Below are 16,057 nucleotides of genomic sequence, written 5' to 3' on the forward strand. Positions count from 1 at the left end.
CCGTGCCCGCGACCCGGGCCGGCCGCGGCCGAGGGCACCCGTGTGTCCGGCGCACCCGCCGGGGGCGCGGGTGTCGTACCTGAAGCGACGAGGAGGGCTTGCGGCGTGGATTCGCTGGGGCTGAAGAGCGCCGTGGGCGCCAAGGGCGCGGACGGCGTCACCGCGGGGGACGAGGGTTACGCGAAATCCCTCACCAACCGCCAGATCCAGATGATCGCCATCGGCGGCGCCATCGGTGTGGGCCTGTTGCTGGGGGCCGGTGGCCGCCTGCAGTTCGTCGGCCCGGGCCTGGTGCTGTCCTACGCCATTTCCGGCGTGGCCGCGTTCTTCGTGATGCGCGCCCTGGGCGAGCTCGTGCTGCACCGCACCACGTCCGGCAGCTTCGTGGAGTACGCCCGCGAGTTCATCGGGCCCTGGGCGGGCTTCGCCAGCGGCTGGATGTACTGGCTGAACTGGGCGATGACCGGTATCGCCGAGTGCACGGCCGCCGCGATCTACGTCAGCCGCTGGCTGCCCGATGTCCCGCAGTGGATCACCGCGCTGGTCGCGTTGGGTGTGTTGCTGGTCGTCAACCTGTTGTCGGTGAAGCTGTTCGGCGAGCTGGAGTTCTGGTTCGCGCTGGTCAAGGTGCTGGCCATCGTCGTCTTCCTGTTCGTTGGTCTCGCCCTGATCACCACCGGTGCCTCGGTGGGCGACACCGGGCACCACGCCGGGATCGGCAACCTGACCGAGCACAACGGCTTCCTGCCCAACGGCTTCCCCGTGGTGTTGATGGCGTTGCAGGGCGTGATCTTCGCGTTCGCCGCGATCGAGATGGTCGGCATCGCGGCGGGGGAGACCGACAACCCGCGCAAGGTGCTGCCCAAGGCGATCAACAGCGTGGTCGTCCGGATCGCGGTCTTCTACGTCGGCTCGATCCTGCTGCTCGCCCTGGTCCTGCCGTGGACGATGTACAGCGGCAACGAGAGCCCGTTCGTCACGGTCTTTTCCCACCTGGGGGTTCCGGCCGCCGGCGACATCATGAATGCGGTGGTGCTGACCGCGGCACTGTCGTCCTGTAATTCCGGTTTGTACTCGACCGCCCGGATTCTGCGCTCCCTCTCCCAGCGGGGCGAGGCCCCGGCGTTCACCGCCAGGATGAGTCGGCGCCAGGTCCCCTATGGCGGCATCCTGTTTACCGGTTTTGTCTATCTCTGTGGTGTGGCGCTCAACTACTGGATCCCGACGGACGCTTTCGACATCGCGGTCAACGTGGCCTCGCTGGGCATCATCACCACCTGGATGACGTTGTTGTTCTGCCAGATCCAGCTACGTCGGAAGGCGCTGCGCGGCGAGATCGAGCGCCCCTCGTTCCGCATGCCGGGCGCGCCCTACACGGGCTGGGCCACGCTGGCCTTCCTGGTGGGCTGCCTGGGCCTGATGGCCTTCTCCGACGACTGGAAACAGCAGGTCGCGGTGGCCCTGGCGCCGGTGCTGGCGATCGTGCTCGCGGTGGGTTGGCGGATCATCGAGACCCGCCGCGCCGGGAACCAGGTCTGAAGTTCTCGTTGACAGTTTTGCCAGGGGTGGAGCCGCGCCGGCGGTTCCACCCCTGTTGTCTTCCTGCCGAACCACCTGCCCCGCCGTGCCCCACGCCACACCATGATTTCGTTGTGTCGATCACAACAAAGGCGGGCTGGCTCACGTTTCGCCCGGAACGATCCCGCCGTTTGTTACGGACAGTGATCATCTGGTCATATTCCTTACCGCGAACGTGGTGATGTGATCCCTGTTACGTCACTGCCTGTCGATTTCGTGGCTTCGGGTTAACGGTGGCTATCGTCCGGCCTTCGAGGGCTGGTCGGGTAGCGGGAGACCCGACCACAACAGTTGACGGGAGGGCTCGCAGCGTGGATTCGCTGGAGCTGAATCGCACCCCTGGCACCCCGGGTGCCGGCGGGGTCGACACCGGGGACGACGGCTACGCCAAGTCCCTCACCAACCGCCAGGTGCAGATGATCGCCATCGGCGGCGCCATCGGCGTCGGCCTCTTCCTCGGCGCCGGTGGCCGGTTGCAGGCCGCGGGACCGGGCTTGGTGCTTTCCTACGCGGCTGCCGGTATCGCCGCCTTCTTCGTGATGCGTGCCCTGGGCGAGCTCGTGCTGCACCGGCCCGTCGCGGGTAGCTTCGTGGAGTACGCCCGTGAGTTCATCGGACCGTGGGCCGGCTTCGCCAGCGGCTGGATGTACTGGGTCAACTGGGCGATGACCGGCATCGCCGAGATCACCGCCGCCGCCATCTACGTGCACAAGTGGCTGCCCGACGTCCCGCAGTGGATCACCGCGCTGATCGCGTTGGGCGTGTTGCTGGTCATCAACCTGTTGTCGGTGAAGCTGTTCGGCGAGCTGGAGTTCTGGTTCTCCGTCATCAAGGTGCTCGCGATCGTCGTCTTCCTGTTCGTCGGCCTCGCCCTGGTGATCACCAGCGCCGGTATCGGCGACACCGGTGTGCACGCCGCGGTGAGCAACCTGACCACGCACGACGGCTTCCTGCCCATGGGCTTCCCGGTCGTGCTGCTGGCCCTGCAGGGCGTGATCTTCGCCTACTCGGCCATCGAGATGGTCGGTATCGCGGCGGGCGAGACCCAGAACCCGCACAAGGTGATCCCACGCGCCGTCAACGGCGTCGTCTGGCGGATCGGCATCTTCTACATCGGGTCGGTCCTGCTGCTGACGATGATCCTGCCGTGGACCATGTACAGCGGTAAAGAAAGCCCGTTCGTGACCGTCTTCTCCGCCCTGGGTGTCCCCGGCGCCGGCGACCTGATGAACGCGGTGGTGCTGACCGCGGCACTGTCGTCGTGTAACTCCGGCCTCTACTCGACCGGCCGGATCCTGCGCTCACTGGCGAGCAAGGGCGAGGCACCCGCCTTCACCGCCCGGATGAGCAGCCGGCACGTGCCCTACGGCGGCATCCTCTTCACCGCGATCGTCTACCTGTTCGGTGTCTTCCTGAACTACTTGGTCCCGTCCGCGGCGTTCGACATCGCGGTCAACGTGGCCTCGCTGGGCATCATCACCACGTGGATGACCCTGCTGTTCTGCCAGGTCCGACTGCGACAGCGGGCGGCCCGCGGGGAGATCGAGCGGCCCTCGTTCCGGATGCCGGGCTCGCCCTACACCAACTACGGCGCGCTGGGCTTCCTCGTGCTGTGCCTCGCGCTGATGGCCTTCTCCGACGACTGGAAACAGCAGCTGGCGATCGCGCTGGCCCCGGTCCTGGCCGTGGTCCTGGTGGTGGGCTGGAAGCTGGTGTCCGCCCGGCGTCGCGCCGCGGAGGGGGCCACGGCCCTCGCGGCGGTCGCCGCCAGGGAGCCCGTCGACTGACCGTGATCCTTCTTCCGGGTGGGGCCGGGCCGGAACCACTCCGGCCCGGCCCCACCCGTTCCGCCTGCCGGCAACTACCCTTCTGATCTGGAAGAACCCCTGACGAACCGGAGGCATCCCGTCGTGTCCGCAGCCCAGCCCGTCATCGGCGTGCTCGCCCTTCAGGGTGACGTCCGCGAGCACCTGGTCGCGCTCGCCGAGTGCGACGTGCTCGCCCGTCCGGTGCGCCGCCCCGAGGAGCTGGCCGAGGTGCACGGCCTGGTGCTGCCCGGTGGCGAGTCCACCACGATGAGCCGGCTGCTGGAGACCTTCGAGCTGCTCGAGCCGCTGCGCGAGCGCCTGCGGGCCGGGATGTCCGCCTACGGCTCGTGCGCCGGCATGATCCTGCTCGCGACCAAGGCCCTGGACGCCCGGCCCGACCAGCACCAGCTCGGCGCGATCGACATGGTCGTCCGGCGCAACGCCTTCGGCCGGCAGGTCGACTCCTTCGAAGCCGACCTGGACTTCACCGGCCTGCCCGGGGCGCCGCTGCACGCGGTGTTCATCCGCGCCCCCTGGGTGGAGTCCGTCGGCGCCGGGGTCGAGGTGCTGGCCACCATCCCCGACCGTCCGGAGGCCGGGGCGGCCGCCGGTAGGATCGTGGCGGTTCGCCAGGGGCAGGCGCTCGCCACCTCGTTCCATCCGGAGCTGACCGGTGACGGGCGCGTGCACCGCCTGTTCGTGGAGATCGTCCGCGCGTCCTGACCGCGCCCGGCCACGCGCAGGCAAGGCAGTGGTAACACTGCGTGCCGACGCACTGTCGGTGTCCGGTGGCGACGGTGGGCGGCGTATCCCCTCCGCCCACGCGCACCGACCGGGTGCGGGGTGTCGGCGCAGCAACACAGGAGGAGAGATGAGCGGCCACTCCAAGTGGGCCACCACCAAACACAAGAAGGCCGCCCTCGACGCCAAGCGCGGCAAGCTGTTCGCGAAGCTCATCAAGAACATCGAGGTCGCCGCGCGGACCGGTGGGGGTGACCCGGACGCCAACCCGACGCTGTACGACGCCGTGCAGAAGGCGCGGAAGAGCTCCGTGCCGATGGACAACATCCAGCGGGCGATCAAGCGCGGGTCGGGCGCCGAGGCCGGTGGTGCCGAGTACCAGACGATCATGTACGAGGGCTACGGGCCGAACGGGGTGGCCGTCCTCATCGAGTGCCTGACCGACAACCGGAACCGGGCTGCCAGCGAGGTCCGCACCGCGGTGACCCGCAACGGCGGGAACATGGCCGACGCCGGGTCGGTGTCCTACCTGTTCAACCGCAAGGGCGTCGTCATCCTGTCCAAGGCCGGGCTCAGCGAGGACGACGTGCTCGGCGCGGTGCTCGACGCGGGTGCCGAGGAGGTCAACGACCTCGGCGAGCACTACGAGGTGATCAGCGAGGCGTCCGACCTGGTCGAGGTGCGCAAGGCGCTGCAGGAGGCCGGGATCGACTACGAGTCGGCCGAGGCCAACTTCCTGCCGTCCACTTCGGTCCCGCTGGACGCCGAGGGCGCCCGCAAGGTTTTCAAGCTGGTCGAGGCGCTCGAGGACCTGGACGATGTCCAGAATGTATTCGCCAACTACGATGTTCCGGACGAGGTGATGGCCGAGGTCGGCTGACCTCGCGGCAGACCTTGAGGCCGTGCCCACGGACCTGGTCCGGGGGCGCCGTGTTGTCCGAGCTGTTGTCCGCCCCCATTTTGCGCGCGCCTGTTGTCCGTCCCGGCTGTCCATCCGGTTGTGCATCCCGTAATTCGGCCCCGGCGAACGCCCCTGTCGAGCGGGAACCGTTCTCCGTCGCCGGATACATACCGCTGTCCGGAATCGCTTTGCCGCACGTCCACCCCGGCCCGGCGTGCCGCTTGCCGTAAGGCACTTGCGCGGTCGGCACAATATGCGCGTGCGGCGTGAGGGCAACGGGCACCGGGTGCGGCTCGAGACCGAGCTGCGGTCGAGGGTGGACAGTGCGGGATACGCGGTACTCGCGGTGTTCGACCCGGAGGAGGAGGCACCGCCGCTGACATACAGCCTCGGTGTGTGGCGCAGCTTCGGCGTGCCCGAGGTGGTCACCGTCGGCGTCGACCACGACCTGGGCACCGCACTGGTGGAGGAGTACGTGTGCCGCAGCCGGGACGGTGAGCGTTTCAAGCCGGGGCGGCCCTACGCCGGTTTCCTGGACGACCTGCCCGTGATCTTCGAACGGGTCAGCCCGGCGCACCACGCGGACTGGCTCGGCTCGGCCGCGGTCCTCTACCCGGACCGGGCGTTCCCGATGGTGCAGCTCCTGGTGCCCGACCCGCTCGGCCTGTGGCCCTGGCAGCCGGACGCGCCCCGCGACTTCGTGCAGAGCCAGCCGGTGCTCACCGCCTCCGGCCGGCCGGAGAGCTGGAACCCGGAGGTGGAGCGGCAGTGACCGCCACGACCGATGACGACCTGCGACGCCATCTGCTCGAAACGGCCGAACGCGAGGGCGTGGCCGTCGTACAGGTCGCCGAGAGCGAGGGCGAGCCCCCCTTCGCCTTCTCGGTGGGCACCTGGCGCCGGTGCGCCGCGGCCGAGGCGGTGGTGGTCGGTGTGGCGCCCGAGGTGGCGCACGCGCTGCTGATGACCTATGCCCAGCGGGTGGCCGCCGGGGAGCGGTTCGAGCCGGGGCGGCTCTACGACGGGTTCCTGGAGGGCCACAAGGTCACCTTCGAGCGGGTGGCCGAGCAGTTCTACCCCGAGTACTTCGGGCACGCCTTCCTTGTCTACCGCAACGGCCAGTTCCCCGCGGTGCAGATCCTGGTCCCGGTGCCGGGATCACCCGGCGTCTTCCCCTGGCACGAGGAGGCGCCAGCAGGTTTCGACCGCTGGCAGCCCGTGCTCACCGACAGCGGCCGGCCCGAAAGCTGGCGACCGGGAGCCGACGGCCCCTGAACGCGCCGCGGATGGGCGCCCCGCACCACACGATCGTGCGGAGAATGCGGCGATTTTTCGCGCGGTAGTCATCTCGTGGCGCACCGTGATCGCCGTGGCGAAGCAGATCGTGCTCGTGCTCCCGGACTTCGACTGCGCGGAGGTCGAGCGCCTTGCCGCGGCCCAGGGTGTCTCGCCACAGGCATGGCTGGTTGCCGCCATCGGGCGGGAGATCGCTCGGCAGGGCGCGGAACTGGCGCGGGCGCAGCGGGCGGGGATGCGGGCGCGGGGCCACCACGCGTTGGGTGGGGCGTTCGACGCCGCCGCGGAGGAGGGAGCGGCCACCCTCATCGAGAACGAGCTGGAGAACGAACTCGAGGATGCCGCCGAACAGTTCGGGGACGATCCCGCCGCCTGGTCGGAGTACCTCCGCGGGCTGGTCGACTGGGACGCGCCGGCCGAGACGTCGCGTCCTGTCGCCGAAGGGACGGCCGACTTCTCGGCGTGAGAAGCCACCTGCCTGGCCCGCACGCGGGGCGAGCTGATCCAGGCACACGACCACCCAGACCGTCACCCGCGCATCGCCCTGCGCGATCGAACTCCTCCCGACGGCCCGGCACCGGGCCACAGTCGGGCGCTGACCGGCGCCGGCTCGCGCGTGTCGGGTGCGGGCGGTGACCGCACAGGCCGTAGGGTTCGAACGAATGTTCGTCGGGGAGGGTGGTGCGCGTGCGGGTCCTGGGAGTCGACCCGGGGCTGACCCGATGCGGCCTGGGTGTCGTGGACGGCGGCAGTGGCCGCACCGTCCACTGCGTCGACGTCGGCGTGCTCCGCACCCCGGCGGACGAGGACCTGCCGCACCGCCTGCTGGCCATCGCCGACGGCCTCGAGCAGTGGCTCGACCGGCACCGCCCCGACACCGTCGCGATCGAACGCGTCTTCAGCCAGCACAACGTGCGCACGGTGATGGGCACGGCGCAGGTCAGCGGCGTGGTCGCGGTGGCCGCCGCCCGCCGTGGGCTCCCGGTCGTCTTCCACACCCCCAGCGAGGTCAAGGCCGCGGTCACCGGCTCCGGCAGCGCCGACAAGAAGCAGGTCACCACCATGGTCACCAAGCTGCTGAAGCTCGCGGCGGCACCGCGCCCGGCCGATGCCGCCGACGCCCTCGCGCTGGCCGTCTGCCATCTCTGGCGCGGGCCGATGCTGCGCCGGATGGCCGAGGCCGAGGCCAGGGCCGCCCAGCTCGCCCGGGCGCACCGGGCTCGGCTGGCGGCCGCCGCACAACAAGCCAGGACGGGAGGAGCGCCGTGATCGCATCGGTGCGCGGCCGGGTGCTGTCGGTCGGGCTGGACCACGCCGTCGTGGAGGTCGGCGGGGTGGGCCTCGCGGTGCACGCCGCGCCCGCCACGCTGGCCACCCTGCGCCGCGGCGAGGAGGCCCAGCTGGCCACCTCCCTGGTCGTGCGGGAGGACTCGCTGACCCTGTTCGGCTTCGCCGACACCGAGGCCCGCGAGCTCTTCGTGTTGCTGCAGACGGTCTCCGGCATCGGCCCCCGGCTCGCGCTGGCGATCCTCGCCGTGCTCGAGCCGGACAAGCTGCGCCAGGCCGTGGCCGAGGGCAACCTCACCGTCCTCACCCAGGTGCCGGGCGTCGGCCGCAAGAGCGCCGAGCGCATGGTCATCGAGCTGCGGGACAAGATCGGCGCGGCCCCCGCCCAGGCCGGCGGCGAACCGGCGGCCGACGGCCGGCGGGTGCGGGCCGAGGTGTGCGAGGCCCTGACGGGCCTCGGCTTCCCCGCCAAGCAGGCGGAACGGGCCGTGGACGCGGTGCTCGCCGAGGACGGGCAGCCCGACACCTCGGCCGTCCTCCGCCGGGCACTGGCCGCGCTGGGCCGCAAGCGGTAGGGGTGAGCACGTGCACGAGCCCAGCCAGCCCGCGGACCTCCACCCCGACCACACCGACGCGGCCATCGGTCCGCTCTCCCCCCACCCGGAACCGGGCGAGCGCGACGACGAGGCCACGCTGCGCCCCCGCCGGCTGACCGAGTTCGTCGGCCAGTCCCGGGTCCGCGAGCAGCTGGAACTGGTCCTGGAGGGCGCCCGGCGCCGGGGCAGCCCACCGGACCACGTACTGCTGTCCGGACCGCCCGGGCTGGGCAAGACCAGCCTGGCCATGATCATCGCCGCCGAGCTGGGCAGTGCGCTGCGGGTGACCTCCGGGCCCGCGCTGGAACGCGCCGGCGACCTCGCCGCGATGCTGTCCAACCTGGCCGAGGGCGACGTGTTGTTCATCGACGAGATCCACCGCATCGCCCGGCCGGCCGAGGAGATGCTCTACCTGGCCATGGAGGACTTCCGGGTCGACGTCGTGGTCGGCAAGGGTCCGGGCGCCACCAGCATCCCGCTGGAGGTCGCACCGTTCACCCTGGTCGGCGCCACCACCCGCTCCGGCGCGCTGACCGGTCCGCTGCGGGACCGCTTCGGCTTCACCGCGCACATGGAGTTCTACTCCTCCGGCGACCTGGAGCGGGTGCTGCGGCGCTCGGCCACCATCCTCGGCGTCGACCTACGACCGGACGGGGCCGTCGAGGTCGCCCGCCGCTCCCGGGGCACCCCGCGGATCGCCAACCGGCTGCTGCGGCGCGTGCGCGATTACGCCGAGGTGCGCGCCGACGGTGCTGTGACCAGGGACATCGCCCGGGCCGCCCTGGCCGTCTACGACGTGGACGAGCTGGGCCTGGACCGGCTCGACCGGGCCGTGCTCGGCGCACTGGTGCGTACCTTCGGTGGCGGGCCGGTCGGTGTCTCCACGCTCGCGGTCGCGGTGGGTGAGGAGCCGGCCACGGTCGAGGAGGTCTGCGAGCCCTACCTGGTGCGGGCCGGCATGCTCGCCCGCACCCCGCGCGGCCGGGTGGCCACCGCCGCGGCGTGGCGGCACCTCGGGATGGAGCCACCGGCACAGGCACCGGGGGACGCCCCCACGCTGTTCGACGGGGAGTGAGGTGGCGGTGCCGCCGGTCGGTGCGCCGGCGGGGCACCGAGAGTGACCTCCGCCTCGGGACCACCGCGCCCGATTTGGCAGACTCGGTAGACGAGCCCGAGATACGGACCAACAGGCGGCGGCAGCCCGCCGCCGGAGACGAGAACGATGGACGCCTCTTTCCTCTTCCCCCTCCTGATCATCCTGATCGCCCTGCCGCTGTTCCTCAGCGCGCGCAAGCAGAAGAAGGCATACCAGCAGATGCAGCAGCTGCAGCGCTCGCTGCAGCCCGGTGACCGCGTGATGACCACCTCGGGTCTGTACGGGACCGTCGTCGACAGCGAGGACGACGAGACGATCGACCTGGAGCTGGCCCCGGGCGTGGTGACCACCTGGGCGCGTGCCGCGGTGCGGGAGAAGGCCAACCCGCAGGCCGACGCCGCCACCGACGTTGACGGGACCGAGGTTGACGGCACCGAGTCCGCCGAGCAGCCCACCGAGGTGGCCGCCGACAAGGGCAGCGCGGGTGCGGAGGTGGCCCCGCCGCTGGAGGAGGAGAAGAACCGGCGGTAAGAATGCCTTGACGCTCGGTCGTGCGGCACACACACCGAGCAGACGCCATGACCGGTAGGCTGCGCCTCCGCCCGGTCCCTGCTCGAGACGAGCGGGGCGGACCGGGTGGGGGCGTCCCGTGATCGACGGGGCCCACCGGTCCCGACATCAGGTTTCGAGGAGACGGACGCAACCGTGGCACCTCCGGCCGGGCAGATCCGCCCAGGGCGATACCTGGCGGTTTTCGCCCTGATCGTCGTCGTGCTCTACGCGCTGGTGTTCTTCACCGGCGACCGCCAGGCGACCCCCAAGCTGGGCATCGACCTGCAGGGCGGCACGCGCGTGACGCTCACCGCGCGCTCACCCGACGGCAAGCCGCCGTCCCAGGAGGCGCTGAACCAGGCGAAGTCGATTATCGACACGCGTGTCAACGGCATGGGCATCAGTGGTGCCGAGGTCGTCCTCGACGGCAACAACCTGGTGATCACGGTCCCGGGCGAGGGCGGTGAGCAGGCGAAGCTGGTCAGCCAGACCGCCGAGGTCAACTTCCGCAAGGTGGTTGCCGCCGTGCCGGCCACCCCGCCGGCTCCCGGTGACCAGAACGGCGCCAACAACTCCGGCCAGCCGGGTGGCGACAAGCCCAACGGTGGGCAACCCGGCAACGCCAACTCCGGCGACCAGCCCAACTCCGGGGGCCAGCCGGACGGCAAGCCCAAGCCGCAGGGCCGACCCGCTCCGGCCGCCGAGCAACAACCGCCGAACAACGGTGACAAGGGCTCGGTCGACGAGAAGACCGCCGAGGAGATCCGCAAGGCCAAGGAGACCCGGCAGAGCACGGACCCGCAGGTCCAGCAGCAGGCGCTGGCCGCACTGGACTGCTCCAAGCCGGACCCGTTGCGCGGCAACGACGAGGCGGACAAGCCGCTGGTCACCTGCAGCAAGGACAAGACCGAGAAGTACGTCCTGGACAAGGTCTTTTTGCCCGGCAAGGAGGTCTCCTCGGCCAACGCCGTGCAGGACCCCCGGGGCGCCGGCTTCATCGTCGAGCTGGACTTCAAGAGCGAGGGCGCCAAGATCTGGGGTGACTTCACCTCGAAGAACGTCAACGAGCGCGCTGCCTTCGTGCTGGACACCGAGGTCGTCTCCGCACCCACGATCAACGAGCCGATCCTGGGCGGCCGGACGCAGATCAGCGGCCAGTTCACCCAGAAGTCGGCCAGCGACCTGGCGCAGATCCTGCAGTACGGCGCGCTGCCGCTGTCCTTCGACTCTTCCCAGGCCGAGACCGTGTCCGCCACGCTGGGCCTGGCCTCGCTGGAGGCCGGCCTGATCGCCGGCCTGGTCGGCTTCGCCCTGATCGCGGTGTACAGCCTGATCTACTACCGCGGGCTGGGGATCCTGCTGATCGCCTCGCTGGGGTTGACCGCGGGGCTGGTCTATCCGGTGCTGGTGCTACTCGGCCGCTGGATCGGCTTCACCCTGGACCTTGCCGGTGTCGCCGGTTTCATCATCGCGATCGGCGTCACGGCGGACTCGTTCGTCGTCTTCTTCGAGCGGATCAAGGACGAGATCCGGGAAGGCCGCACCGTGCGGTCCGCGGTGCAGCGCGCCTGGCCGCGTGCCCGGCGTACCATCCTGTCCGCCGACGGGGTGGTGTTCCTCGCGGTCGCGGTGCTCTACGCCCTGGCCGTCGGCCAGGTCAGGGGTTTCGCCTTCACCCTGGGCCTGTCCACCGTCCTCGACCTGCTGATCGTGTTCCTGGTGACACATCCGATGGTGGTGCTCGCGTCCCGAAGCAAGTTCCTGACCCGCCCCGGGCTCTCCGGGCTCGGTGCCATGCAGCGCCTGGGCGCCGCGCAACGTAAGGCGGCCGCTGCCGCGGCGTCGGCAAACACGAAGGAGGCGTGAGGTGGCGACCCCCCAGACCCCGACCTCGCCGCAGCGCCAGGGCTTCTTCTTCCGCCTCTACAGCGGGACCGGCGGGCTCAACATCGTCGGCAAGCGCAAGTGGTGGTACCTCGTCATCGCGCTCATGCTGGCGCTCTGCATCGGCTCGATGGTGACCAAGGGCTTCACCCCGGGCATGGACTTCGTGGGTGGAACCCAGATCCAGATGCCCGCCAAGGGCGAGTCCGGAGCCATTGACCTGAAGCGGGTCAAGAGCGTCTTCCGGGAGAGCACGGGTAGGGACGCGACCTCGGCGCAGCGGGTCGGCGCGGGCGCCGGGGAGAGCGTCCTGATCCGCTCCGTCACGCTGACCAACCAGGAAACGGCCAAGGTCAAGGCCGACCTCTTCGACGCCTTCAAGCCGCTGGGCACGGACGGGCAACCGAGCCAGGCGTCGATCAGCGACAGCAAGGTCAGTTCCACCTGGGGCGGGGAGATCAGCAGGAAGGCGCTGATCGCGCTGGGCGTGTTCCTCGTGCTGGTGATGATCTTCCTGTCGGTGTACTTCGAGCGCTGGATGGCCATCGCCGCGTTGGCGGCGCTGGTGTACGACATCACGGTCACCGCCGGCATCTACTCGCTGGTCGGCTTCGAGGTCACCCCGGCGACCGTCATCGGCCTGCTCACGATCCTGGGCTACTCGCTCTACGACACCGTCGTCGTGTTCGACAAGGTCAAGGAGAACACCCGCGGCCTGCTCGGCCTGACCCGCCGCAACTACGCCGAGACCGCGAACCTGGCGTTGAACCAGACGCTGATGCGGTCCGTCAACACCTCGCTGACGTCCCTGCTGCCCGTCCTCGGCCTGCTGATCATCGGCGCCGGTCTGCTCGGCGTGGGCACGCTCAAGGACCTGGCCCTGGTGCAGGCGGTGGGCATCCTCACCGGCACCTTCTCGTCGATCTTCCTGGCCACGCCGTTGCTGGTCGACCTGAAGATGCGCGATCCGCGGTTCAAGCAGCAGGCGGCCCGGGTCGCCGCCCGGCGGGCCAAGGCCGGTGACGCGGCCGCCGCGATGGCCGCGGCGCCGACCGGGACCGACGACCAGGCGCTGGGCACCGAGCTGCGGCGGGAGAAGGCCCTGGCCGCGGCGGCGAGCGTGCCGGCCCGGCCGGGCAAGGGCCCGGAGTCGCGGCGGACGCGTCGCCCGGCCGGCAAGGCCGGGCGGCCCACCGGGAAGCGCGGCCGGTGAGCGGCGCGGACCCGGCCGGCCCGCTGGGCGAGCTCGCCGGCGACATGGCCCGGCTGAATGCCGCCATCGCCCGGATGGGTGAGCTGTCCGGTGACCTGGAGCGAGCGTGGCGGCTGATGCGGGAGGTGCCCGACTTCCCCGAGCCGGGCGTGCTCTTCCGCGACATCAGCCCGGTGCTGGCCGACGCCGAGGCGTTCCGCGCCGTGGTGTACGGCCTGGCCCGTACCGCGCCCGACGCCGACCTGGTGCTGGGCATCGAGGCCCGCGGCTTTCTGCTGGGCGCGGCCGTCGCCTACGCCTGCGGCACCGGCATCGTGGGCGTGCGCAAGCCGGGCAAGCTGCCCGCGGTGGCGCACCGGGTCGACTACGACCTGGAGTACGGCCAGGCCACCCTGGAGCTGCCGGAGGGCACCGTCGCCCCGGGGCAGCGCGTCCTCGTCGTGGACGACGTGCTGGCCACCGGCGGCACCGTGGCGGCCAGCAGCGAGCTGGTGCGGCAGGCCGGCGGCGAGGTGGTCGGCGCGGCGGTCGCGGTCGAGCTGGCCGCCCTCGGTGGCCGAGAGCGACTGGCCGGGCTGAACGTGCACGCGGTGTTCACCGTCTAGGCGCTACCGCTCGTCGCGTGCGTCACCCTGCGGGAAGGGTGCTGGTCTGCGGAGCGTTATCCTCGACACCCGGGCCGTACCAACGGCGGTGGTCCGGGTGCCGAGGCTCGCCCGGGCTCAACGGGCGAGCCAACCCTGCAGCCCCGGGAGTGCGCGGTGAGCCAGGACGTCGAGCCCGTCGTATCGGGACAGTCGTCGCGGACGCCGTCGGCCACCCGCCGGGTGCGGGCGCGGCTGGCGCGCCGCATCACCGCCCAGCGGCCCGCCCCGGTCAAGCAGGTCCTGGAGCCGCTGGCCGCGGTGCACCGGGAACTGCACCCCAAGGCCGACCTGGCGTTGCTCCAGCGCGCCTACGACGTGGCCGAGGAGAAGCACCGGGGGCAGCGCCGCAAGTCCGGCGACCCCTACATCACGCACCCGCTCGCGGTGGCCACCATCCTCGCCGAGCTGGGCATGGACACCACCACCCTGGTCGCGGCACTGCTGCACGACACGGTGGAGGACACCGACTACTCACTGGAGCGGTTGCGCACCGACTTCGGTGACGAGGTCGCGCACCTGGTGGACGGCGTCACCAAGCTGGACAAGGTCAAGCTGGGCGCGGCCGCCGAGGCCGAGACCATCCGCAAGATGGTCATCGCCATGGCGCGCGACCCACGGGTGCTGGTCATCAAGCTGGCCGACCGGCTGCACAACATGCGCACCATGCGGTTCCTGCCGCCGGAGAAGCAGGCCCGCAAGGCGCGGGAGACGCTGGAGGTGCTGGCCCCGCTGGCGCACCGGCTGGGCATGGCCACGGTGAAGTGGGAGCTGGAGGATTTGGCCTTCGCCATCCTGCAGCCGAAGAAGTACGACGAGATCGTCCGCCTGGTCGCCAACCGCGCCCCGTCCCGGGACATCTACCTGCGCAAGGTCATCGCCGAACTGTCCGCCCACCTGGGCGAGGCACGGATCACCGCGCGGGTGGAGGGCCGGCCCAAGCACTACTACTCGATCCACCAGAAGATGATCGTGCGGGGCCGGGACTTCGACGACATCCACGACCTGGTCGGGGTGCGGATCCTGGTCGACGAGGTGCGGGACTGCTACGCGGCCATGGGCGTGGTGCACGCGCTGTGGCAGCCGATGCCCGGCCGGTTCAAGGACTACATCGCCCAGCCCCGGTTCGGGGTGTACCAGTCGCTGCACACCACGGTCATCGGACCGGACGGCAAGCCGCTGGAAGTGCAGATCCGCACCCACGAGATGCACCGCACCGCCGAGTACGGCATCGCGGCGCACTGGCGGTACAAGGAGACCCGGGGCACCCACAACGGCCGGTCGATGGAGATCGACGAGATGGCGTGGATGCGCCAGCTCCTCGACTGGCAGCGGGAGGCCGCCGACCCCGGCGAGTTCCTCGAGCAGCTGCGGTACGACCTGGCCACCCGGGAGATCTTCGTCTTCACGCCGAAGGGCGACGTCATCACGCTGCCCACCGGCTCCACGCCGGTCGACTTCGCCTACGCCGTGCACACCGAGGTGGGGCACCGCTGCATCGGGGCCCGGGTGAACGGCCGGCTGGTCGCCCTGGAGCGCAAGCTGGAGAACGGCGAGGTCGTCGAGATCTTCACCTCGAAGGCCGAGGGCGCCGGGCCGAGCCGGGACTGGCTGTCGTTCGTCGCCTCGCCGCGGGCCAAGGCGAAGATCAAGCAGTGGTTCGCCAAGGAGCGGCGCGAGGAGGCGATCGAGTCCGGCAAGGAGAGCATCGCCCGCGAGGTGCGCCGGGTCGGCCTGCCGCTGCAGCGCCTGGTGTCGGCGGACGCGATGACCGCGCTGTCGCGCGAGCTGCGGTACGGCGACGTGAGCGCGCTGTACGCCGCGGTGGGCGAGGGGCACGTCTCGGCCCGGCACATGGTGCAGCGCCTGATGGCGTTGATCGGCGGCGAGGAGCACGCCGAGGAGGAGCTGGCCGAGCGGCTGACCCCGTCGACGGTGGTCCGGCGGCGCGGGTCCGGGGACGCCGGCGTGATCGTCAAGGGCACCAGCGACATCTGGGTCAAGCTGGCGCGGTGCTGCACGCCGGTGCCGGGCGACGAGATCCTGGGCTTCGTCACCCGGGGCGGCGCGGTCAGCGTGCACCGCACGGACTGCACCAACGCCGACGACCTGCGGTCCTCGCCGGAACGGCTGGTCGACGTGGAGTGGGCGCCCTCGTCGTCCTCGCTGTTCCTGGTCGCCATCCAGGTGGAGGCGCTGGACCGGCACCGCCTGCTCTCGGACGTGACGAAGGTGCTGGCCGACGAGCGGGTGAACATCCTGTCGGCCTCGGTGACGACCTCGCGGGACCGGGTCGCGGTCAGCCGGTTCACCTTCGAGATGGGCGACCCCAAGCACCTGGGCCACGTGCTGAAGGCGGTCCGCAACGTCGAGGGCGTCTACGACGTGTACCGCGTCACCTCGGCGTCCTGACCAGGGCAGTCACCGTCGGCTCCGGTCGTCATTGACGAAACGCGGGGTA

Annotated in this window: 15 protein-coding genes; all 15 read left to right on the forward strand. The window is 70.8% G+C overall.

Annotation, left to right across the window (positions count from 1 at the left end; genetic code table 11):
* Window positions 1–210 precede the first annotated feature (210 nt).
* The 15 genes from IEY55_RS23555 (at window position 211) to IEY55_RS23625 (ending at window position 16,008) form a co-directional block, all read left to right on the forward strand.
* Window positions 211–1,539, forward strand: coding sequence for an amino acid permease (locus tag IEY55_RS23555; RefSeq protein WP_189060764.1), 1,329 nt, complete (start codon window positions 211–213; stop codon window positions 1,537–1,539).
* 455 nt (window positions 1,540–1,994) lie between these two features.
* Window positions 1,995–3,365 carry an amino acid permease gene (locus IEY55_RS23560; protein WP_189060765.1) on the forward strand — a complete coding sequence of 457 codons (1,371 nt, stop codon included), beginning with the start codon at window positions 1,995–1,997 and terminating at the stop codon, window positions 3,363–3,365.
* A gap of 123 nt (window positions 3,366–3,488) precedes the next feature.
* Window positions 3,489–4,109: a pyridoxal 5'-phosphate synthase glutaminase subunit PdxT gene (gene pdxT, locus IEY55_RS23565; RefSeq protein ID WP_189060723.1), complete on the forward strand. Its 621-nt coding sequence runs from the start codon at window positions 3,489–3,491 to the stop codon at window positions 4,107–4,109.
* Between the two features lie 148 nt (window positions 4,110–4,257).
* Window positions 4,258–5,007: a YebC/PmpR family DNA-binding transcriptional regulator gene (locus IEY55_RS23570; protein WP_189060724.1), complete on the forward strand. Its 750-nt coding sequence runs from the start codon at window positions 4,258–4,260 to the stop codon at window positions 5,005–5,007.
* Between the two features lie 280 nt (window positions 5,008–5,287).
* On the forward strand, window positions 5,288–5,800 hold the full coding sequence (locus IEY55_RS23575) for a DUF4262 domain-containing protein (protein ID WP_189060725.1): 513 nt from the start codon (window positions 5,288–5,290) through the stop codon (window positions 5,798–5,800).
* Window positions 5,797–6,303, forward strand: coding sequence for a DUF4262 domain-containing protein (locus IEY55_RS23580; RefSeq protein WP_189060726.1), 507 nt, complete (start codon window positions 5,797–5,799; stop codon window positions 6,301–6,303). The genes IEY55_RS23575 and IEY55_RS23580 overlap by 4 nt, the downstream gene beginning before the upstream one ends.
* Window positions 6,304–6,397: 94 nt before the next feature.
* Window positions 6,398–6,790, forward strand: a complete 393-nt coding sequence (locus tag IEY55_RS23585) for a hypothetical protein (protein ID WP_189060727.1) — start codon at window positions 6,398–6,400, stop codon at window positions 6,788–6,790.
* 221 nt (window positions 6,791–7,011) lie between these two features.
* Window positions 7,012–7,593, forward strand: coding sequence for a crossover junction endodeoxyribonuclease RuvC (ruvC, locus tag IEY55_RS23590; RefSeq protein WP_189060728.1), 582 nt, complete (start codon window positions 7,012–7,014; stop codon window positions 7,591–7,593).
* Window positions 7,590–8,186 carry a Holliday junction branch migration protein RuvA gene (gene ruvA, locus IEY55_RS23595; protein ID WP_189060729.1) on the forward strand — a complete coding sequence of 199 codons (597 nt, stop codon included), beginning with the start codon at window positions 7,590–7,592 and terminating at the stop codon, window positions 8,184–8,186. Before ruvC ends, ruvA begins: the two co-directional genes overlap by 4 nt.
* Window positions 8,187–8,250: 64 nt before the next feature.
* Complete coding sequence (gene ruvB, locus IEY55_RS23600; protein ID WP_189060766.1) at window positions 8,251–9,282, forward strand: Holliday junction branch migration DNA helicase RuvB; 1,032 nt, start codon at window positions 8,251–8,253, stop codon at window positions 9,280–9,282.
* 147 nt (window positions 9,283–9,429) lie between these two features.
* Window positions 9,430–9,834 (forward strand): preprotein translocase subunit YajC, encoded by a 405-nt coding sequence (gene yajC / locus IEY55_RS23605; RefSeq protein ID WP_189060730.1) that lies wholly within the window; start codon window positions 9,430–9,432, stop codon window positions 9,832–9,834.
* Window positions 9,835–10,008: 174 nt separating this feature from the next.
* Window positions 10,009–11,721, forward strand: a complete 1,713-nt coding sequence (gene secD, locus IEY55_RS23610; RefSeq protein WP_189060731.1) for a protein translocase subunit SecD — start codon at window positions 10,009–10,011, stop codon at window positions 11,719–11,721.
* A 1-nt stretch (window position 11,722) separates the two neighbouring features.
* Complete coding sequence (gene secF, locus IEY55_RS23615) at window positions 11,723–12,952, forward strand: protein translocase subunit SecF (protein WP_189060732.1); 1,230 nt, start codon at window positions 11,723–11,725, stop codon at window positions 12,950–12,952.
* Between the two features lie 74 nt (window positions 12,953–13,026).
* Window positions 13,027–13,557 (forward strand): adenine phosphoribosyltransferase, encoded by a 531-nt coding sequence (locus IEY55_RS23620; RefSeq protein WP_229686688.1) that lies wholly within the window; start codon window positions 13,027–13,029, stop codon window positions 13,555–13,557.
* A 156-nt stretch (window positions 13,558–13,713) separates the two neighbouring features.
* A complete protein-coding gene (locus IEY55_RS23625; protein WP_189060733.1) occupies window positions 13,714–16,008 on the forward strand; it encodes a RelA/SpoT family protein in 2,295 nt (764 codons plus the stop codon).
* The last annotated feature ends 49 nt before the right edge of the window (window positions 16,009–16,057 follow it).

The organism is Longimycelium tulufanense (assembly GCF_014645795.1).
Taxonomy (GTDB): Bacteria; Actinomycetota; Actinomycetes; order Mycobacteriales; family Pseudonocardiaceae; genus Longimycelium; species Longimycelium tulufanense.